The organism is Arthrobacter sp. D3-16, from assembly GCF_054408515.1.
In genome coordinates this window covers 1,678,036-1,698,474 of record NZ_CP096437.1, presented here as the reverse complement: position 1 = coordinate 1,698,474, position 20,439 = coordinate 1,678,036, and the positions used below count along the sequence as shown (strand labels likewise).

At 65.1% G+C, this 20,439-nt stretch carries 17 protein-coding genes and 2 tRNA genes; 11 read left to right on the top strand and 8 right to left on the bottom strand.

The genetic code is table 11. The annotated features are described in order from the left end of the window. Nucleotides 1-17: 17 nt before the first annotated feature. Together M1D32_RS08115 and M1D32_RS08110 are read left to right on the top strand one after the other, a co-directional pair. Nucleotides 18-1,103, top strand: a complete 1,086-nt coding sequence (locus M1D32_RS08115) for a sunset domain-containing protein (RefSeq protein ID WP_458781735.1) — start codon at nt 18-20, stop codon at nt 1,101-1,103. A 319-nt stretch (nt 1,104-1,422) separates the two neighbouring features. Beyond that, nucleotides 1,423-1,498, top strand: a tRNA-Lys gene (locus M1D32_RS08110). Between the two features lie 201 nt (nt 1,499-1,699). Here M1D32_RS08110 and M1D32_RS08105 read toward each other — a convergent pair. Then, a complete protein-coding gene (locus M1D32_RS08105) occupies nt 1,700-2,158 on the bottom strand; it encodes a MarR family winged helix-turn-helix transcriptional regulator (protein WP_458782136.1) in 459 nt (152 codons plus the stop codon). Nucleotides 2,159-2,254: 96 nt separating this feature from the next. On the opposite strand from M1D32_RS08105, the gene bcp reads away from it, so the two are divergent. The 8 genes from bcp (at nt 2,255) to M1D32_RS08065 (ending at nt 12,260) form a co-directional block, all read left to right on the top strand. Next, a complete protein-coding gene (gene bcp, locus M1D32_RS08100; protein WP_458781734.1) occupies nt 2,255-2,728 on the top strand; it encodes a thioredoxin-dependent thiol peroxidase in 474 nt (157 codons plus the stop codon). A gap of 116 nt (nt 2,729-2,844) precedes the next feature. Continuing rightward, a tRNA-Leu gene (locus tag M1D32_RS08095) sits at nt 2,845-2,926 on the top strand. A gap of 264 nt (nt 2,927-3,190) precedes the next feature. Next, nucleotides 3,191-3,865 carry a fasciclin domain-containing protein gene (locus M1D32_RS08090; protein ID WP_458781733.1) on the top strand — a complete coding sequence of 225 codons (675 nt, stop codon included), beginning with the start codon at nt 3,191-3,193 and terminating at the stop codon, nt 3,863-3,865. 158 nt (nt 3,866-4,023) lie between these two features. Next, nucleotides 4,024-5,694, top strand: coding sequence for an ABC transporter substrate-binding protein (locus M1D32_RS08085; RefSeq protein ID WP_458781732.1), 1,671 nt, complete (start codon nt 4,024-4,026; stop codon nt 5,692-5,694). A 79-nt stretch (nt 5,695-5,773) separates the two neighbouring features. Then, nucleotides 5,774-7,276: a malate:quinone oxidoreductase gene (locus M1D32_RS08080; protein WP_458781731.1), complete on the top strand. Its 1,503-nt coding sequence runs from the start codon at nt 5,774-5,776 to the stop codon at nt 7,274-7,276. 70 nt (nt 7,277-7,346) lie between these two features. Then, the gene (locus M1D32_RS08075) at nt 7,347-10,565 is read left to right on the top strand and encodes an efflux RND transporter permease subunit (protein ID WP_458781730.1); all 3,219 of its coding nucleotides are present in this window, start codon (nt 7,347-7,349) and stop codon (nt 10,563-10,565) included. A 115-nt stretch (nt 10,566-10,680) separates the two neighbouring features. After that, nucleotides 10,681-11,790 (top strand): LLM class flavin-dependent oxidoreductase, encoded by a 1,110-nt coding sequence (locus M1D32_RS08070; protein WP_458781729.1) that lies wholly within the window; start codon nt 10,681-10,683, stop codon nt 11,788-11,790. Beyond that, nucleotides 11,790-12,260 (top strand): MarR family winged helix-turn-helix transcriptional regulator, encoded by a 471-nt coding sequence (locus tag M1D32_RS08065; protein WP_458782135.1) that lies wholly within the window; start codon nt 11,790-11,792, stop codon nt 12,258-12,260. Before M1D32_RS08070 ends, M1D32_RS08065 begins: the two co-directional genes overlap by 1 nt. 16 nt (nt 12,261-12,276) lie before the next feature. Here the strand turns inward: M1D32_RS08065 and M1D32_RS08060 are convergent, their stop codons facing one another. After that, nucleotides 12,277-13,083, bottom strand: coding sequence for a transglutaminase-like domain-containing protein (locus M1D32_RS08060; protein WP_458781728.1), 807 nt, complete (start codon nt 13,081-13,083; stop codon nt 12,277-12,279). Between the two features lie 74 nt (nt 13,084-13,157). Further along, a complete protein-coding gene (locus M1D32_RS08055; RefSeq protein WP_458781727.1) occupies nt 13,158-13,439 on the bottom strand; it encodes a hypothetical protein in 282 nt (93 codons plus the stop codon). 177 nt (nt 13,440-13,616) lie between these two features. Between M1D32_RS08055 and M1D32_RS08050 the strand changes: the two genes are divergently transcribed. Then, nucleotides 13,617-14,276 carry a DUF1684 domain-containing protein gene (locus tag M1D32_RS08050; protein ID WP_458781726.1) on the top strand — a complete coding sequence of 220 codons (660 nt, stop codon included), beginning with the start codon at nt 13,617-13,619 and terminating at the stop codon, nt 14,274-14,276. Nucleotides 14,277-14,352: 76 nt separating this feature from the next. Here the strand turns inward: M1D32_RS08050 and M1D32_RS08045 are convergent, their stop codons facing one another. The 5 genes from M1D32_RS08045 to M1D32_RS08025 are packed head-to-tail and all read right to left on the bottom strand — an operon-like array spanning nt 14,353 to nt 20,324. Beyond that, nucleotides 14,353-15,507: a cysteine desulfurase family protein gene (locus tag M1D32_RS08045; RefSeq protein WP_458781725.1), complete on the bottom strand. Its 1,155-nt coding sequence runs from the start codon at nt 15,505-15,507 to the stop codon at nt 14,353-14,355. Nucleotides 15,508-15,513: 6 nt separating this feature from the next. Continuing rightward, nucleotides 15,514-16,446, bottom strand: a complete 933-nt coding sequence (gene nadC, locus M1D32_RS08040) for a carboxylating nicotinate-nucleotide diphosphorylase (RefSeq protein ID WP_458781724.1) — start codon at nt 16,444-16,446, stop codon at nt 15,514-15,516. Further along, the gene (nadB, locus tag M1D32_RS08035) at nt 16,439-18,295 is read right to left on the bottom strand and encodes an L-aspartate oxidase (RefSeq protein WP_458781723.1); all 1,857 of its coding nucleotides are present in this window, start codon (nt 18,293-18,295) and stop codon (nt 16,439-16,441) included. The genes nadC and nadB overlap by 8 nt, the downstream gene beginning before the upstream one ends. A 17-nt stretch (nt 18,296-18,312) precedes the next feature. Continuing rightward, on the bottom strand, nt 18,313-19,617 hold the full coding sequence (nadA, locus tag M1D32_RS08030; protein WP_458781722.1) for a quinolinate synthase NadA: 1,305 nt from the start codon (nt 19,615-19,617) through the stop codon (nt 18,313-18,315). Continuing rightward, complete coding sequence (locus tag M1D32_RS08025) at nt 19,614-20,324, bottom strand: NUDIX hydrolase (protein ID WP_458782134.1); 711 nt, start codon at nt 20,322-20,324, stop codon at nt 19,614-19,616. The genes nadA and M1D32_RS08025 overlap by 4 nt, the downstream gene beginning before the upstream one ends. Nucleotides 20,325-20,439 lie beyond the last annotated feature (115 nt).

Genomic DNA, 20,439 nt, shown 5'->3' with positions numbered 1-20,439 from the left:
CGACCGAAGGACCCGCCATGGATTTTGTCTTCTGGATCATTCTGCTCGTTGTGATTGCCGGCGTTGCCTGGTGGTGGTTCAACCGGAGAAAGTCGTCCTCGACATCCGGTGGCGGCGGGCATGCGGAGGGCAGCCGCCCTGACGGAGGCGTCCGGGCGGACGGCGCCCTTGCCGGCGGCGGCGCAGCAGCAACCGCCGAAGCGGCCGCTACAACGGGAATTGCCGGTTCCGCCGGATTCGGTGCCCCGGCGGAGCCCGCAGCGCCGACCACTGCAGATGAACCGGCGGAGACAAAGGCGCCGGCGGCAAGCACTCCGGCCGCACCGCAGGGCCACAGCCGGGCGGGTGCAACCGCCGTCGGTACCGGAGCCGGGACGGACCGTGCAGAAGCAACGGCACGGGATGAAGGCCGGGTACAGGATGACAGTGAGTGGGAAACCCAGTGGTCGGAGGCGTCTGGCTCCCCCCACGCCCATGAAGGAGCCAGCCTCCGGGAAAGTTCGGCAGCGGCATCGCCTGCCGGCGCGCAGCCCAACGGCGCGCCGTCGGCAGTTGCGGCTGATGGCACCGGGGCGTCACGGCCGGTCCACCACCCCGAGTACACGGAACCCCATGCCCCCACCCTCCCGGGCGCCGAGACAGCGGCTGTGGAAGACGTGGACGACGCCGGCACCGCAGTTTCCGCCCCCGTCCCCTTCGGCAGCACATCCGGCTCCGAAGACAGTGGAGAGAGTGGTGCTGCCACCGGCCTCCGCCTCCCCAGCGATGCCGGAGCAACAGAAACCCAAGAGCGCGCGCAGTCCTCGGCGCTGGTGGAAACCGAGGCCAACCATAGCCAGGACACAAGGGGCGGTTCTTCCCCGGGCGCGCAGGAGCCTGCAGGGCACCTGGCAGCGGAAGAGCCGTATGGTGCGGGTTCGGCGTCCGCGGGGGCCGACGGCAGCGGACCGGCCGACTACACCGTCAAGGGGGACGCCGGTGCCATGGTCTATTACGAGGAGGGACACCCCGAGCATGAGCAGGTCCGGGCAGACGTGTGGTTTGAATCGGCTGCCCACGCTGAGGCGGCAGGGTTCCGGGCGCCACGGCGGAAGCGGATCTAGCTGTACTTCCAGCGCAGCAGGCCCGGCGGCCGGCGGATGTGGCCGCTGGCTCCCGCCTGGAAAAGCGGCCGGCACCCCTGTGGCCCGTTTCACACGGCAGTGTGGGCGGACCCGGGACGCAGTTTGCACGCCCGAGGTCGGTTTTTGACTGTTGACGAACAGCAAAAACCCCGACTTTCTGCTGGTTTTGCCCCCTTCGGGATAAGCCGGAAGTGCTGGCGGCCGCCGATTTCACATGCACCAAAAGTTCGTGTAGAGTTTCATGTCGTTGCGGAGATCAACCGGGAAATAAAAAGCCCAAACGATTGAAACAAAAGATGCACCTCTAGCTCAATTGGCAGAGCAATTGACTCTTAATCAATGGGTTCCGGGTTCAAGTCCCGGGGGGTGCACCACTGGGAAAACAGCCCCCGGCTCGCGGAAACGCGGGCCGGGGGTTGTTTTGTTTTGCCGTGTACCTGCCGCGCTCATTCCGCCAGCACTCCGTTGGCTGCCATTAATGGCGTGCAGGCAAGAGAAAGGCGCGACCCCGGCTTCGAAGGAAGCTGGGATCACGCCTGGGTGCCGTTAGTTCCGGCGGTACGGTCAGCGACGTTTCAAGGGGTCATGGACGGGTTGTCCAAAAGTGCTCCGGTTGCGGGCGATCCAAACTGGCTTGCCAGCTCCCTGACAACTGCCTGAAGTTCCTGCCGCAGGACATCGGGGTCGATCGTGGCTGCCGCAAGCACCGAGCGCTCCATCTCCACGGCAGCTGCAACGGCTTCCTTGCCCCGTTCGGTGAGCGACACCACGTGACTCCTGCGGTCCGACGTGCTGCGGACCCGGGCAATGTGGCCGTGGGACTCCAGCCTGCTGAGGGTTTTGCCCATGGTCTGCGCCTGAACGCGCACGTACTGGGCAAGCTGCGCCTGCGTCATGGGGCCTTGAGCGTTGAGAACCTCAATAGCGATAACACCTGCATGGGTGAGGCCTATAGCCCCGAGTTTTTCATTCCATGAGTGTTCGACGAGGCGCGCAGCAGTGGACAAGAGGCGCCCTGTGGGCCAGTGATCCATATCAGGCATAGCAGCAAGTATAGCCAAGTGTCGATTAGCACTCCTCCAGACTGCTTACTAGGCTGGTGTGTCCCGCCTGCGACAAGGAGAAAAACATTGGCTGACAAACTCGTAACCGGTGACGACGCGCCCGCGTTCACGCTCAAGGATTCAGCCGGTAAGGACGTCAGCCTGGCACCGCGCCCAGGCCGCCACACCATCGTCTACTTCTATCCTGCAGCGTCAACACCGGGGTGCACCAAGGAGGCCTGCGATTTCCGCGACAACCTGGCCTCACTGCAGTCTTCGGGATATGACGTGCTGGGCATCTCGCCGGACCCGGTGGAAAAACTGGCCAAATTCGCCGCCCAGGAAGAGCTGAGCTTCCCGCTGCTCTCGGACGGGGACCACACCGTGGCCGAGGCCTACGGGGCATGGGGCGAAAAAAAGAACTACGGCAAGACCTACCAGGGCCTGATCCGTTCCACCATCGTGGTTGATCCGGACGGCAAGGTGGCGCTTGCCCAATACAACGTCCGCGCCACGGGACACGTGGCCAAGCTGCGCCGGGACCTGAAGCTGGAAGCCTGACGGGCTGCCGCTGACCCAGGCCCCGCCTGCGCGACGCTACAATAAAAACTGGCATCCGGCGTCGTACGTTTAGCAGCCTTGTTATTGACGGACTGAAACACACGATGCCGGGCCACGCGCGAGTGGTGAAATTGGCAGACACGCAGGATTTAGGTTCCTGTGCCTTCGGGCGTGGGGGTTCAAGTCCCCCCTTGCGCACACTGAAGAGAAAAGATCCTTGGCTCCGGCCGGGGATCTTTTCTCGTTAAGGCCCGACGCCCTCACGCACTCTGCCGGGGCCGGAAACGCCGCACCGTCGGAGCCCGCCGAAAACTCCTGGACCTTTGACCCATCCGTTGTCGCGCAACTGCCGAATACCCATTGAGACACCAGCCAAGGGCAGGTGCCCACCAGCCAGACGCAGACACTGCCCAGGACATCCTGTCCGTGGCAGGCGAAACGCTAAACCCAAGGAGAACCGAAATGCAGACCATCAAGCGCACAACTTTCACCGTCGCAGGCGTTGCCGCTGCAGCTCTGCTGAGCCTTACGGCCTGCGGTGGCTCGGCCAGCACCTCAAGTTCGTCCGCCCCCGCAGCCGCGCCCTCCGCTACCAGCATGGCTCCTTCACCGTCAGCCAGCTCCTCCGCCGGCACCATGGACCCGGCCGCAAACCTGGTTGGCCCCGGCTGCGCAGGCTACGCCGAGCAGGTCCCCACGGGTGCGGGATCCGTTGAAGGAATGGCGCTGGATCCCGTGGCTGTCGCAGCATCCAACAATCCGATCCTCACCACCCTGACCTCCGCGGTTTCCGGCAAGTTGAACCCGAAGGTGGACCTGGTGGACACGCTCAACGGCGGTGAATTCACGGTCTTCGCACCGGTCGATGACGCCTTCGCAAAGATCGATGCGGCCACCATCGAAACGCTCAAGACGGATGACGCCCTCCTGAGCAAGATCCTCACCTACCACGTGGTTCCGGGCCAGATCACCCCCGACAAGATCGCCGGCACCCACGCCACCGTCCAGGGCGGTTCCGTCACGGTTACCGGCAGCGGCGACGCCCTCAAGGTGGATGACGCCAGTGTGATCTGCGGCGGCGTCCAGACGAAGAACGCGACCGTTTACCTGATCGACTCGGTGCTGATGCCCAAGTAGCCCGTAAACGTGGCCGGGGCCTGGTCCGTCTGGACGGGCCCCGGCCTTTTTACGTTTCCCGGGCCCGGCGCGGGCCCGGGAAACGGGAGTATCAGGTCAACTAGACTGGGCTTCGGCCCGCAGATGGCGGGGCCGCAAGATCCAGAGGTGATAAACGAGTGCCCAGCAGTCCATCGCGGCGGACGGTCATCACGACCGGCGCCGTCCTCCTGGCGTTGAGCGTCACCTCATGCACCGGCGTTCCAGCCCCCTCGCCGTCGTCAACCCCGCCAACCCCCAGCGCCTCTGCCGAACCCAGTGCAACGTTCAACTTCGGCACCGCAGTGCAGCCGCTGGGCCTGGACCCCGCCCTCTCCAGCGACGTTGAATCACAGCGCATCACCCGGCAGATCCTCGAGGGACTGGTGGGCGTGGACCAGACCACCGGGAAGCCCACCCCGTTGCTCGCCACAGAGTGGAGTGAGTCCAACGAGGGCCGGTCCTACACCTTCAAGCTGCGCAGCGGCGTTACATTTTCGGACGGCACCCCGTTCAACGCTGACGCGGTCTGCACGAACTTCAACCGCTGGTTTGCCTTCTCCGAAGACCTGCGCCGGCAGGCTCCCGGCAGCTCCTTCAAGGGCGTTTTCAAGGCGCACTCCGATGAGCCGGGGCTGTCGATCTTCAAGAGCTGCACCGCGTTGTCCCCGGACACCGTGCAGATCGACCTCACCCAGCGCTTTACCGCGTTCCTTCAGGCCCTGACCCTGCCTGCTTTCGCCATCGCCTCCCCCGCCGCGCTGGCTGCGGGCACCGCGGATGTACTGGACCAAAACCGCGGCGGCCAGGCCGTATCCGCTTTCGGCACCAATCCCGTGGGAACCGGGCCCTTCAGCCTGAAGTCCTGGGACGAAGGAAGCGTCACCCTCATCAGTAATGCGTCCTACTGGGGAGACCGCGGACAGATCGGCATCATCAACTTTGTGGCCTACAACCATCCCCAGGCGCGTCTCCAAGCACTGCTGGACGGCAAGATCGACGGGTACGACGCCGTCACGGTGGGCAACTTCGACCAGCTGGTAAAGCGCGGAAAACAGATTGTGCAGCGCGATCCGTTCTCGGTGATGTACTTAGGGCTCAATCAGGAGATCCCGGTCCTGCAGAACCAGAAAATCCGGCAGGCCATCGAAATGGCGATCGACAAAGAAACGCTGATCCGGAAATTCTTCATCGACAACACCGCCGTGGCCACCCAGTTTGTCCCGCCGAAAATCAGCGGATTCAACAATGATGCCCCTGCCCTAGGCCACGACCCCGCCAAGGCCAGGGAGTACCTCAAGGAGGGCGGATACGCCGGCGAAGCGCTGAGGTTCTACTATCCGATGAGCGTCACCCGGCCGTACCTTCCAACGCCGGAGAAGGTTTACGCTGAAATCAGCCGCCAGCTCACGGCTGTGGGGCTCAACATCCAGCCTGTGCCCGTCGACTGGTCTGACGGTTATCTCCAAAAGGTCCAGTCCCCGGGGGACCACGCGCTTCACCTGCTGGGCTGGAATGGTTCCTATTCGGACGCCGACAACTTCGTTGGACCCCTCTTCGGGGAGAAAAACGGCGAGTTCGGATACCAGGACCCGCAGGTCTTCTCGAAGATCAACCGCGCGCGGGGGCTGCCGGAGGGAGAGGAACGCGATGGGCAATATCACACCATCAACGCCCAGATCGCGGCGTCCGTGCCTGCGGTCCCCATAGCGTTCCCCATTTCGGCGCTGGCCCTTTCAGACCGCGTAGTGAACTATCCGGCGTCGCCTGTCTTAAATGAAGTTTTCACTAAAGTGCAACTGAAGCCTTGACGGGCCCGCCCAATTTCAGTAGTAGGGCTGCCCGGGGATATTCTGTGACAGCCAGAGCCGCTGCAATCGGAGACTGATCGTGACCTTCATTTCCAAGACCCCACATGCCGACGTCGTCCTGATTGGCGGCGGCATCATGAGCGCCACGCTGGGGGCATTCATCAAGCAGTTGGAACCGGACTGGACCATCTCCATGTTCGAGCGGCTGGACGAGCCCGGGCTGGAAAGCTCCGGCCCGTGGAACAACGCCGGAACCGGCCACGCCGCCCTCTGTGAACTCAACTACTCCCCCGCAGCCAAAGACGGCTCCGTGGACCCCACCAAAGCATTGCTCATTAACGAGCAGTTCCAGCTTTCCCGCCAGTTCTGGTCCCACCTCGTGGACCAGTCCCTAATCGGTTCGCCCAAGGGCTTCATCAACACCGTGCCGCACATGAGCTTCGTGATCGGCGAGGAGAACACAAGGTTCCTTAAGACCCGCTACGAGGCGCTTAAGCCGCACGCCCTGTTCCGCAGCATGGAGTACTCGGAGGACCACGGCCAGATCGGCAAGTGGGCTCCGCTGATCGTCAAGGGGCGTGATCCCAAGCAGCGGATCGCCGCCACCCGCGCCACCGAAGGCACCGATGTGGACTTCGGTGCACTCACCCGTGAGCTGACCACGTACCTGGGGAACAACGGCGTCGAGATCAACTACGGCCACGACGTCACCGGTATCTCCCGGGCGTCCGACGGCGGCTGGAACCTTTCGCTGAAGTACCCCAAGTCCGGGGAGCACGGCAAGATCCACGCCAAGTTTGTCTTTGTGGGGGCCGGCGGCGGCGCACTCCACCTCCTGCAGGCCTCCGGCATCCCGGAAAGCAAAGGCTACGGCGGGTTCCCGGTCTCCGGCCAGTTCTTCCGCTGCACCGACGAAACCCTGGCGGCACAGCACAGCGCCAAGGTGTACGGACAGGCGTCGGTGGGAGCTCCCCCAATGTCCGTACCCCACCTGGACACCCGTTACGTCAACGGCAAGCGTTCCCTGCTCTTCGGCCCTTACGCCGGCTTCTCCACCAACTTCCTGAAGAGCGGCTCCTACCTGGACCTGCCGCTGTCCATCCGGCCCAGCAACATCATCCCCATGCTGGCCGTGGCCAAGGACAACATGGACCTCACGGCCTACCTGGTTAAGGAAGTGGCCAAGAAGCACACCGACAAGGTGGAGGCGCTTCGCGAGTACTACCCGGAAGCCAAAGCAGGCGACTGGGAACTGATCACGGCCGGCCAGCGTGTACAGATCATCAAGAAAGACCCGCAGAAGGGCGGTGTCCTCCAGTTCGGCACGGAAGTGATCGCCGGCCGTGACGGCTCCATCGGCGCACTCCTCGGTGCTTCGCCCGGAGCCTCCACAGCGGTGCCCATCATGATCGAGCTCCTGCGGAAGGCCTTCCCGAAGAATTTCAAGGGCTGGCAGTCCAAGCTGAAGGACATGATGCCCGGCTACGGCGTCAAGCTTGATGACAACCCGGAACTTGCAATGGAGCTCGAAAGGGCAACGGCCAGGTCCCTCCAGCTGGAGACTGTTTCCGCCAACCACTGACCCCTGAGGGGTGTGTTGGCCGGCTTCCGGTACCGCAACAGTAAGTTAAACCCCACAGGAGACCGATTCGATGTTCCGGCTGGCACAACTCTCACTGGCAAACCGGGCATTGATCGCTCTCATCACCGTGTTCGCTTCCGTCTTCGGCGTGATCACCATGTCGTCCCTGAAGCAGGAACTCATCCCTTCGATCGAGTTCCCCCAAATCACGGTGCTGACTGCCATGCCCGGCGCCTCCCCGGAGGTGGTGGACAAACAGGTCAGCGGGCCGCTGGAAACCGCACTGAACGGCGTGGAGGGGCTGGAATCCACCTCCTCCACGTCGCGCAACGGCGTCTCGCAGATCACCATGGTCTTCACGTACGGGTCCAACCTGGACAGGGCCCGGAACCAGATCGACCGCGCCATCTCCAACGCCAAGCGGTCCCTGCCCGAGGACGTCCAGCCGCAGGCCTTCGCCGGCAGCATCAATGATTTCCCCATCGTGTTCCTGGCGGTGTCCTCGGACAAATCCCTGAGCGAACTCAACGCGGACCTGCAGCGCCTGAGCGTGCCCCGGCTGCAGAAGATCGACGGCGTCCGGGGCGCCGACGTGACCGGCGGGGCCACCCAGCACATCGAGATCCTTCCCCGCCCGGAAGCCATGGCTTCGGCCGGCGCCACCATCACCGCCATCCGCGATGCCTTGGGCAACAACGGCACCCTGGTTCCGGCCGGGACCCTTGAAGAGCAGGGCAAAACCCTGTCCCTGCAGATCGGCAGCCCGGTGGATTCACTGGATTCGATCAAGGCACTCCCCCTCGCCGGGGCAAAGAACGCCGCCACCATCGGCGCGGTGGCCGACGTCTCGCTCAAAGACGACGAACGCACCTCCATCACGCGGACCAACGGCGAGGAGACGCTCGCCGTCTCCGTCATCAAGAAGCCGGAAGGCGACACTGTTGGCATCTCGCATGCCGTCCGGGACACACTTGCCGAGCTTGAAGCCGAACTGGGTTCGAACGCGAAGTTCACGCCGGTATTCGACCAGGCCCCTTTCATCGAAAAATCCATTAAGGACCTCACCACGGAGGGCCTGCTGGGACTGGGCTTCGCCGTGGCAGTCATCCTGGTGTTCCTGATGTCTGCCCGCTCCACGCTGGTGACGGCCGTTTCCATCCCGCTGTCGCTCCTGATCACCTTCATCGGCCTGTCGGCCACCGGCTACTCGCTGAACATCCTGACGCTGGGCGCCCTCACCATAGCCATCGGCCGGGTGGTTGACGATTCGATCGTGGTCATCGAAAACATCAAGCGGCACCTCAGCTATGGGGAAGACAAAGTCACTGCCATCCTGACGGCGATCAGGGAAGTGGCCGGCGCCATCACAGCCTCCACCCTCACCACTGTGGCCGTATTCCTTCCCATAGCCTTCGTAGGCGAACTGGCCGGCGAACTGTTCAGGCCGTTCGCACTCACCGTCACCATGGCACTGCTGGCCTCCCTGCTGGTCTCGTTGACCATAGTTCCGGTGCTCGCGTACTGGTTCCTGCGGAATCCCGGCAACACCCCGGGCAGCGACGCAGCCCGGCAGAGCGCAGCCGAAGCCCGCGCCAAAGCCCAGGAAGCGGAACAGCGCAGCAGGCTCCAGCGCGGGTATCTGCCCATCCTGTCCAGGACCCAGAAGCATCCGGTGATCACCCTCGTGGCCGCCGGCCTGGTCCTCGGCGCGACCGCCGCCATGACGCCGCTGCTGGCAACCAACCTGCTGGGCAATTCCGGCCAGAACAGCCTGACCGTCCGCCAGGTGCTCCCCGCGGGCACCGGCCTGGCGGACACGAACGCCGCGGCGATCCGGCTGGAGGAGGTCCTGCGCGGAATCGACGGCGTCCGGGACGTCCAGGTGACGTCCGGCAACGCCCAGGCCGGTTTTGCCGCGCTGACCTCCACCGGGTCCTCCAACTCAACGTTCACGGTAGTGACGGATGAAAAGGCAGACCAGGAGCAACTGCAGGAGACGGTGCGGAACGAACTGGCAAAGGTGCCCGGCTCGGGGAAGGTTTCCGTGGGCACCCAGCAGGGCGGCTTCGGCACTTCCTCCACGGTGGACATCACTATCAAGGCCGCCAGCACGGCCGACCTGCAGGCCGCGAGCGACACCATGGTCCAGGCCATGAGCGGGGTTCCGGGCACCAGCGAGGTGGCCACCAACCTTGCATCCAGCCAGCCGGTGGTTCAAGTGAAAGTGGACCGGGCGAAAGCCGTCGCTGCCGGACTCAACGAAGAACAGGTAGCCGGCGTCCTCGCCTCAACCATCAGCCCCATCCCCGCCGGAACGGTTCGGATCGACACCGACGATTTCCCGGTCCAGATCGGCCAGGGCACCAGGTTCACGAGCATCGACGCTGTCCGAAGCATCCCCCTGCCTGCCGCCCGCGGGCCCGTTCCGCTGGCCAGCATCGCTTCGGTGGAACAGGTGGACGTACCGGTATCCATTACTGCCAGCAACGGCCAGCGCACAGCGCGTGTCTCCGTGACGCCGTCGGAATCAAACCTGGGTGCAGTCAACGCGGAGGTCCAGAAACGCCTGGCGGAGGTGCAGCTCCCGGCCGGCGTCACCGCTGAACTTGGCGGCGCCACCACCCAGCAGCAGGAGTCATTCCAGCAACTCGGCTTGGCACTGTTGGCCGCCATCGCCATCGTCTACGTGATCATGGTGGCCACCTTCAAGTCATTGATCCAGCCGCTGATCCTGCTCGTCTCGGTGCCGTTTGCGGCCACCGGTGCCGTTGCCCTGCTCCTGGTAACCGGGGTTCCGCTGGGACTGCCCTCTCTGATCGGCATGCTGATGCTGGTGGGAATCGTGGTCACCAACGCCATTGTGCTCATCGACCTCATCAACCAGTACCGGCAACCCCACGACGGCCGGCCGGGCATGAACGTCGCTGATGCCATCACGCATGGTGCCCGCCAGCGGCTCCGCCCGATCCTCATGACCGCCCTGGCCACAGTCTTTGCCCTGACCCCTATGGCGCTGGGCCTCACGGGCGGCGGCGGCTTTATCTCGCAGCCCCTGGCCGTGGTGGTGATTGGCGGTCTCATCTCTTCCACCGCCCTGACCCTGGTGCTGGTGCCTGTGCTCTACCGTCTGGTGGAGGGCCGACGCGAAAGGAAGACTCTGCTCCGGGAGCTGCAGGAACGCCCGGAGTTTGGCCACGGAGCAGACGTGGACGAGGAATTCCGCGACTGGACCACCGGGATGGTCCCCAAGGTCAGCGGGCGCCGGGCCGCACCCGGAAGTCCCGAATAACAAAAGCGGAATAATTTCCGGCGGGCAGCGTTGTATCCGGCGATAGATGCAAATGCATCTAAATTGGCCTATACTTGAACCAAGGCCAGCAAGTCCAGCAACGGAAAGGCACATCATGCAGATCGGTGTTTTCAGCGTCAGCGACATCACCACGGACCCCACCACGGGCCGGACCCCCACCGAGAACGAACGCATCAAGGCCTCCGTGGCTATCGCCAAAAAGGTCGAGGAAATCGGCATGGATGTCTATGCCCTGGGCGAGCACCACAACCGGCCCTTCTTCTCCTCCTCCCCCACTACCACCCTTGCCTACATCGCGGCGCAGACCGAACGCATCACTCTGTCCACGGCCACCACGCTGATCACCACCAACGATCCCGTGAAGATCGCCGAAGACTTCGCGATGCTCCAGCACCTCGCCGACGGCCGGGTGGACCTGGTCCTGGGCCGCGGCAATACGGCTCCCGTCTACCCGTGGTTCGGCAAGAACATTCAGGACGGCGTTGAGCTCGCGATTGAGAACTACAGCCTGCTGCGCAAGCTGTGGGACGAGGACACCGTGAACTGGTCCGGAAAGTTCCGCACGCCGCTGCAGAACTTCACGTCCACCCCCCGCCCGCTCGACGGCGTCGCCCCCTTCGTGTGGCATGGTTCCATCCGCACCCCGCAGATCGCCGAAGTGGCGGCCTACTTTGGGGACGGCTTCTTCGCCAACAACATCTTCTGGCCCAAGGAGCACTACCAGCAGCTGATCGGTCTCTACCGGGAACGCTACGAGCACTACGGCCACGGTACGGCAGACCAGGCAATCGTGGGCCTGGGCGGGCAGTTCTTCATGCGGAAGAACTCGCAGGATGCCGTCAAGGAGTTCCGCCCGTACTTCGACAACGCTCCCGTATACGGCCACGGGCCCTCCCTGGAGGACTTCACTTCGCAGACGCCGCTGACCGTCGGCAGCCCGCAGGAGGTCATAGAGAAGACCCTGACGTTCCGGGAGTACTTCGGTGATTACCAGCGGCAACTGTTCCTCATCGACCATGCAGGCCTTCCGCTGAAAACAGTACTGGAGCAGCTGGACCTGTTTGGCGAGGAAGTCCTACCCGTCCTGCGCAAGGAGTACGCGTCCCGCAAGCCGGCCCACGTTCCCGAACCGCCGACCCACGCCGGCCGGGTGGCTGCCTTGCTGGCGGCCCAGGACGCCGAAAAGTCCGCTGCGGAGGCATGATGGCTGCCGGCAATGCAGAGTCACCGGTACGCCTCGCGGCGGAAACCTGGGAATCGCTGTTCCGGGCCCAGGTGGCCGTGATGCGCAAGCTGCAGTCCGGCCCGGCCTTCCGGAAGCTCGCGGTGAACGAGTATGACGTCCTGTTTACGCTCTCACGGTGTCCAACGGGATGGCTCCGCCTCAACGAGCTCAACGACAACGTCCTGCTGAGCCAGTCCAGCCTCAGCAGGCTCGTGGAGCGGCTCGAGAAACGCGGGCTCGTGGCCAGGATGCCCGCGCCGGAGGACGGCCGGGGCGTGCTCCTGCAGCTGACGGACGCCGGCCGGGAACTGCAGAAGGAGATCGGGCGCGAGCATGTCCGGGACATCTCCACCCTGATGGGTCCGGCACTGACCCCGGCTGAGCAGAAGGAGCTGCGACGGCTTACCGAGAAGCTCCGGAGCTCGCTGGGTCCCCGCCCCCTGCGCTAGAGATACCCTGCGCCGCCTAGCCCAGCTGCAGCAGCCGGGCAGGGTCCTCAACCGGCAGGGCGCCGTTGACCACCGCGGTGACCTGCAGCTGGTTCAGGATGAGGCTTCCCCCCACCGTGGAGAGGAAGGCTGTATCGGCAGAGTCTCGGCCGGCCGTGATGCGCAGCATCGATTCCCGCGGGGCAAGGCCCGTGGGATCGATGACGTGCCAGGCCCCTTCCACGTAGGCCTCTGCCACGGCGTGGAAATCCATGGGGCTCAGGCCCGGAGCGTAGACGGCGGCCAGCCTGGCCGGGATGTCCTTGGACCTCAGCAGCGCGATGGCCAAGTGGGCAAAGTCCCGGCAGACCCCTCGGCGGCTGAGGAGCGTCTCCACCGCACCGTCCGTGCCCCGGGAGGACCCACTGAGGTACCGCAGTTCCCCGTTCACCCAGTTCCGCACGACGTGCAGCAGCTCGCCGCCCTGGACTCCTTCGAACTCTGCATAAGCCGTGGGCAGGAGGCGGTCGGATTCGGCGTAGCGGCTGGGACGGACGTAGCGGATCCTGTCGGCGAGCCCGGCGTCCTCGGGCTCCGCCTTACCGGCCACCGTGGCCGAGTATTCCACCGTTACCTCCGCCGGCTCGGCGAACTCCATGTAATGGAACCTGCCCCCGTGGTGGTCCGATACCTCGGTGAGGGGAACATCGCCTCCCCCGGCTGTCACGGACAGGGACTCCTCGAACGAGGAGTAGCCGTTGTTCCGCGCTGCGGCGATGGCCATGGCCACCTTGGTGTTGGCTACGGTCTTGAAGACCAGTCGTGCGGAAACACTGCGTTCCATGGCTCTCCGGGGGTGTTCGGCGGCGGAAGATAAGTCCCCGCTCTGCCCGGCGCATGGTGGGGCCGGAAACGGGACTAGTTTTTGATCTCCAGAGACATTAGCATCCGCTGGACGTTGGCGAATTCATTGCCTTCCGAGGCGTACCGGGCGGCCTGGTCCACGGTGTCGAAGGCCTTGGCCGGAGCCACTTTCTCGTCCGGGGCAAAGGCCTTGACGGAGACGACATCGCAAAAGTCGTAGTCCCCTTTCGCGGCCGGGCCACGGACGATGTTGTGGAGCTCGCATGCCTGCCCGCCAGCACCGGCGACCACGTTCGTGATGCCGTAGGAGCCGAAGTAGCGGTACGCCTGGATCACCCGGAAAACCAGCCGACGACGGCGGCAGTCCTGTCCGCAATGCTGCCAGGAAAGTTCCGTCCGGCTTCTTCACCTCGACCTTCAGCGCGGAAGGCGTTTCGCGTGCCGGAGGGGCAGGCAGATGGACGCGTGTCGCGGTCGGCTGGTATACCCGTGCCCTGGGACTAGGCTGGGGTCATGGAAGAGCATCGGGGAACAGCCGAGGAAGACCGGACGGACATCTCCGCCGTCGATATCGCTGACTGGCGCCTGCGGACCTTTGCCTTGTACCAGAACGTCCGGAAGCTTTCGCTGGAAAGCCCGGCCGAGGCACACTCCTACTGGCGCCACCAGCGGGACCTGATGTTCGCCACCCACCCTGCCTCGGCACTCAATACGCAGGACAAGGCCCGCTTCTCCGGGCTGAAGACCGCCGACTACGATCCCATCTACCGCTTCCATGTGCCGCTGACCAAAGAGGGCGCCGGGAGGGAAATGACCGTAGACACCGGCACTGACGGCGTGGTCCGGTTTGTCCGGCTGGGAACGTTCGACCTGCCGGAAATGGGCCAACTGGCAGTGTGGAAGCTGCAGGGCTACGGCGGCGGTATTTTTGTACCGTTCCGGGACGCCACCGCCGGCCAGCCCGGTGGCAGCTACGGGGCCGGACGGTACCTGCTGGATACTATCAAGGGCGCGTTCCATGGGGTCCAGGGAACCGGCCCGGACGCCGAGTTCGTCCTGGACTTCAATTTCGCGTACAACCCGTCATGCGCCTACAACGAGGCCTGGGCCTGCCCCTTGCCTGGACCGTCAAACCGGCTGGCCGTGGAGATCCCGGTGGGGGAACTTTACTGACGGAGCACGTCATAAGCGGGCCGCTGCGGCTGGCGTTTGGGCTTCCGGACGCCTGCTCCCACCAGGTTCCGTTGGGTTAGCCGCCCAGCGCCCTGATCCGGCCGACGGCGTCGAGCACCGCGGCTGCCGCCGATTCGAGGTCCGTACCGGCTACCTTTGTGTCGAAGCTGAACCGCACGGCTGTCTGGGCCGTCTCCGGGGGAATTCCCATCGCCGTGAGCACCGGTGACGGCGCGTCCGAACCCGCCGCGCAGGCTGACCCGCTGGAGCACACTACGCCCTGGCGTTCCAGCTCAAGGAGCACGGATTCGCCGCTGGTTCCGGGGAAACAGAAGGAGGCAACGGAGGGCAGCCGGTCTACGGGATGCCCCGTCAGGACTGCACCGGGGACACCGTCGAGCACGGCGTTGATGAACGTGTCCCGCAGTGCCTCCACCCGGCGTCGTTCCTCCGCCTGGTGGGCCTGGGCCAGCGTGAGCGCGGTGGCGAGGCCCACGGCTCCCGCCACGTTCTCTGTTCCGGACCGGCGGCCCCGTTCCTGCCCGCCGCCGTGGACCAGCGGCTCCAGCGCAGTACGCCCACCGACGAACAGCACCCCGCAGCCCTTGGGCGCCCCGATCTTGTGCCCCGACATGCTCATCGCATCCACGGCCAATGCCTTGGTGTCCAGCGGCAGCCACCCGGCCGCCTGCACGGCATCAGTGTGGAACGGGATGCCGAGTCCGCGTGCCAGGGCGGCCAGTTCGGCAACGGGCTGCACCGTTCCCACTTCATTGTTGGCGTACATAACGCTGGCCACCGCCGTTTCCGGCCGCAGCACAGCCCGGAAGGCCTCGGGCGTTACAACTCCCTTCCCGTCAACGGGAACCACATCAACGGCGAAACCATGGAAGCGCTCCAGGTACCGGGCAGACTCCTCCACCGCGGGATGTTCGACGGCGCTGATTACCACCCTGTTGAGCTGCGGATTAGCGGCCTGCCGGGCCAGGGCGATCCCTTTGATGGCAAGGTTGTCCGCTTCCGTTCCCCCGGACGTGAAGGTGATGTTCCCGGCCCGGCAGCCAAAGACGGCTGCGACGGACGCCCGGGCACCGGCGAGCGCATCGGCAGCAGCTTCGCCCAGGGTGTGATGGCTTGAGGGATTGCCGAACTCACCGGTCAGGTATGGCCACATCGCATCCAGCACCTCACGGCGTACAGGGGTGGTGGCAGCTGCATCAAGGAAGATCACCGCAGATCACCTGACCGTCAGTTCGACGTCCAGCCCGAGGTCCAGGGCCGCCACTGTGTGGGTGAGGGCGCCAACGGAAATGACGTCAACTCCCGTGGCTGCTATGGCGGCCACCGTCGAGACGTTGACGTTTCCGCTGGCCTCCACCCGCGCTCGGCCGGCTATCAGGGCCACGCCTGCCTCCAGCTCCTGGACCGTGAAATTGTCGAGCATGATGGTGTCCACGCCGGCCGCCAGGACGGGCTCAATCTGGTCCATCCTGTCCACCTCCACCTCAAAGTGCGTGGTGTGCCCCAATTGCGATTTGGCTGCGGCAAGGAGTGCGGTGAGCCGGTCAGGATCCCCACCCGTCATCACGGCAAGGTGGTTGTCCTTGGCCAGGACCGCGTCGGAAAGGCTGTACCGGTGGTTGGCGCCACCCCCGCAGCGGACGGCGAACCGCTCCAGGATCCGCAGCCCGGGCGTGGTCTTGCGGGTGTCGGTGATCCGGGCCGACGTGCCTTCGGTCAGCCGGACAAACTCTGCTGTCCTCGTGGCGATGGCCGACATCCGCTGCACCAGGTTCAGGGCCACCCGCTCGGCGAGCAGGACAGACCTGGCCCGGCCGCTGACCCGCGCGAGGTGGGTGCCGGCGTCGAACTCTTCTCCGTCCTCCAGCAGCAGCTCCACATCCGTGTCCGGATCCACCATCAGCATGGCGTCCCGGAACACCGTGGCGCCGCTGAAAACTCCAGGCACCCGTGCATTCAGTACAGCCGTGGCACGTGCGTCAGCGGGAATCAGCAGCTGGGAGGTGATATCCCCGGCAGGAGCATCTTCCGCGAAGGCCCTCTCAAGGATTTCCCGCACCGGCGCCGACGGCAGGGTGAGGTCGAGGCGCGTCCTGCCGGCCGAGGCAGTCTCGATCACGGAACTTTCAGGTAGTGACACATCAGTCATGGACAAGGCTCGCTTTCAGGCGCATTCGGGACGATTCTTCAAGTTCAATGGCGATGCCGGCAGCATCAGCCGGGCTGTCGCTCCGGTAGTGGGCACCAAGGGACTCCGTGCGCTCCTGCGCCGCTGCCACCAGCAACTGTGCGGCCAGCAGCAGGTTGCGGTCCTCGTGTTCCCGGGCGTCCCCGCCGGCGGCAGCAGCTTCAGGACGTACGACGGCGGCCCACCGGCCGAGAGCTTCCGCCGCCTCCCCAAGCAGCACCCCATTGCGAAGCACCCCGGCCTTGGCAGTCATCAACCGCCGAAGCGCCTCGCGGGAGAACGGGGTCTCATTCCCCTCGCCCCGACCGACGCTGGCCAGCCGGCTCCCGGACAAGGCGCCCGATTCGGCCGGCTCGCCTCCTAAAGCAGCAGGGAAGGTGACGTCACTCTCAGCGTCGCGGGGCAGCGGTGCGGAAGCGTGCGTCAAGGGGAGGCCGCCCGCGGCCGAGACAGCACGCGGAGCATCGGTGCCTCGGGGCGCGTCCCAGCCACGGTCACCAGACAAAAAGTCCTCAACAGCCCGGCGGCCAAAAACGAGTCCTTCGAGGAGCGAGTTGCTGGCCAGTCGGTTTGCGCCCTGGACTCCTGTGCACGCCACTTCCCCGGCTGCATACAGGCCGGGAACGGTGGTCCTGGCGTGCAGGTCGGTGAGCACACCGCCCATCCAGTAGTGCGCTGCCGGTGCAACGGGCACCAACTCGCGGGTCCAGTCAATGCCCGCCGCAAGCGTCCTTTGGGTGAGGGTGGGAAAGCGCTTGGCCAGGAATCCTTGCCCTTTGGCCGAGTCAATGACGCGGGCGTCGAGGTAGACGTGGCCGTTGGGGTCGCCGAGCTTCGCCAGGTGCAGGGCGATGCTGCGCGACACGACGTCGCGCGGGGCCAGTTCCGCGTCCGGGTGGTAGGCCGGCATAAACCGTTTCCCGTTGCCATCGACGAGGAAGGCCCCTTCGCCGCGGACAGCCTCGGAGATGAGCAGCGGATCCTGGTCCAGGCCGGGTGCCGCCGCCGGATGTGAGTCCAGGGAGCCGGAAACCAGGCAGGTGGGGTGGAACTGGAAGAACTCCAGATCGGCTACCTCAGCTCCCGCGTTGACCGCGAGCGCAAAGCCGTCGGCGGTGGCCACTGCCGGGTTGGTTGTTTGGGCAAAAAGCTGCCCTGCTCCTCCAGTTGCCAGCAGGACGGCGTCCCCGTGAACGGCTGCCCTGTTCCCGTGCAGGAGGAACTCCACTCCGGTGGCTTTGCCGTCCTGCTGCAGCAGGGATGTTGCGTGGGCTGAGGTCAGGACCGTCAGGGTCCCCTCCGCCTGCCGCGCGAGCACTGAGCGGATCAGGGCCCCGGCCACCTTCGCCCCGGTGGCATCGCCCCCGGCGTGGAGGATGCGGGGTGCGGAATGGGCCGCTTCCAGGCCAAGCGCAGGGCCGCCGCCGGAACTGGAATCGAAGGTCACACCAAAGCGTTGCAGCCCTGTGATGTCGCGGCGTGCCTCCGCGCACATCAGCCGGACGGCGGCTTCATCACAATGCCCTGCTCCAGCGTGGAGCGTATCCGCGATGTGGGCAGCTACCGTGTCACCCGGAGCAGGGGCGTCAAGCACCGCAGAAATTCCTCCCTGCGCGTACCAGGTGTTGCTTTCGCGAAGCTTTCCCTTGCTCAGGAGGACCACATCGGCACCGGCATCCGCTGCCAGCAGGGCAGCGTACAGCCCGGCGATGCCACTGCCGACGACGACCAATCGCGGGCGCCCCGTGACGGTGCCGCCGGGGGCCACACCGCCCGGTCCGGAAGTACCGCCACCTTCACGAGGAGGCATAAAAGCCGGCCTTGTCATTACGGCCTGGCCGCGAGCATGCGCTCCAGCGCTGTCCGGGCGTGGTCCTGCACTGAATCTGCGACCGTGATCCGGTTGACCACCCGCCCGGCAACGAGTTCCTCCAGGACCCAGGCAAGGTAGCCGGGGTGGATGCGGTACATGGTGGAGCAGGGGCAGATGACAGGATCAAGGCAGAAGATGGTGTGCTGCGGGTACTCTGCCGCGAGCCGGTTCACCATGTTGATTTCCGTGCCGATCGCGAAGGTGGCGGGTTCCGTGGCAGCCGCGATCGCTTTCTTGATGAAGTCCGTTGAGCCGGCAGAGTCGGCTGCGTCCACCACCTCCATGGGGCACTCAGGGTGGACGATCACCTGGACACCGGGAAAATCGGCCCGGGCCTTTTCGATCTGGGCTACGTTGAACCGCTTGTGCACCGAGCAGAACCCGTGCCACAGGATGACCCTGGAATCCAGCAGGGCCTGTTCGTCATTGCCGCCCAGGTCCTTCCGCGGGTTCCACATGGGCATCTGCTCCAGCGGCACGCCGAGCGCCTTTGCGGTGTTCCGGCCGAGGTGCTGGTCCGGGAAGAACAGCACCCGCTGGGCCCGCTGGAACGCCCATTCAAGGACAGTCCTGGCGTTTGAGGAGGTGCAGACAATGCCGCCATGCTCACCGCAGAAAGCCTTCAGGGCTGCGGAGGAATTCATGTAGGTGACGGGAATGACCGGAACCCGCCCTTCGGCGTCGGGCTCGGTGCCGTAAATTTCCTCGAGCTGCTCCCAGCACTCGGCTACGGAGTCGGCGTCAGCCATGTCCGCCATGGAGCAGCCGGCTGCCAGGTTGGGCAGGATGACGGCTTGGTCGGGCGCGGAAAGGATGTCAGCGGTTTCGGCCATGAAGTGGACGCCGCAAAACACGATGGCCTCAGCGTCCGGCCGGGTCAGCGCGGCGTTGGCCAGCTGGAAGGAGTCACCGACGAAGTCGGCGTACTGGATGACCTCATCCCGCTGGTAGAAGTGCCCAAGGATGACGGCCCTGTCCCCCAGGGCAGCTTTCGCGGCCAGGATCCGCTCACCCAGCTCGGCGTCGCTGGCCAGCTTGTACTCTTCTGGCAACTGCCCCTGGCGGGGGGTTGCAGGAGGTGCAACGTCAGCGCTGGAAGCGCCCGGGCCGTAGGCCGGAATGCCTGCGAGCGCCTCTGCAAGGTCGTAGTCCCACGGACCCTTGGCCAGCGCAGGGCTGCAGGTGCTGCCCTTTGCGGTTGCGCCTTTTTCGGCCTGTTCGCGTGTGATGAGCTGGATTGCTGTGTTGACGCTGCTCATGGTGTGCTCCTGTTGTCTGGGTCAAGGCCGGGCCGGCCGGTGAAGCGGTAGAGACGGGGAGGGCGGTGCTTGCCGCCCTGGAGGTACTCGCCGGTTTCCTCGATGTCCGGGGTGGATTTGAGCTGCCGGCGGAAGTTGGCGGGGTCCAGTTGCCTGTCCAGCACTGCCTCGTAGACCTCCCGGACCTGGGCGAGGGTGAAGTATTCCCCCAGCAGGTGGTAGGCCACTGAGCCGTAGGCGAGCTTGTTGCGCAGCCGCCAGAGTGCGTAGTCCACGATCGCGTTGTGGTCGAAGGCCAGGTCCCCCAGCCGGTCCGCCCGGAACCACCGGACGTTTTCCGACTCGTCCGCGAGCGCGGCTTCAGTGGGTTGGACCAGCGCCCAGTAAACGATCGAGACCACCCGCTGGGTGGGCGAGCGGTGGAGTCCGCCGAAGGCATACAGCTGCTCGAGGTAGCTGGGTGCCAGGCCGGTGGTCTCCCCCAGGTTCCGCGCTGCCGCGTCCTGCAGTGATTCGGCGTGGCTGAGGGGCCCACCGGGCAGCGCCCAGAGTCCCTTGTAGGGCTCCCGGATCCGGCGCACCAGCGGCAGCCACAGTGTTGGCCGGCCGGAGCTTTCGCTGGGGCGGAGCGCAAAGATGACAGTGGAGATAGCCAGCGACGGCGGCGCCGCCTGGCGCTCCGAGACGTTTGCCGAGCTCTGGTACATGGGTCCACCGCCTTCCGGCTTGCGGGACCACGGCTGGCATCCCATTTTAGTTATGGTCATCTTGACCAAAACTAAGTCTACGGCCAGCTGCCACGTAATTGCCAAATGTTTCCGC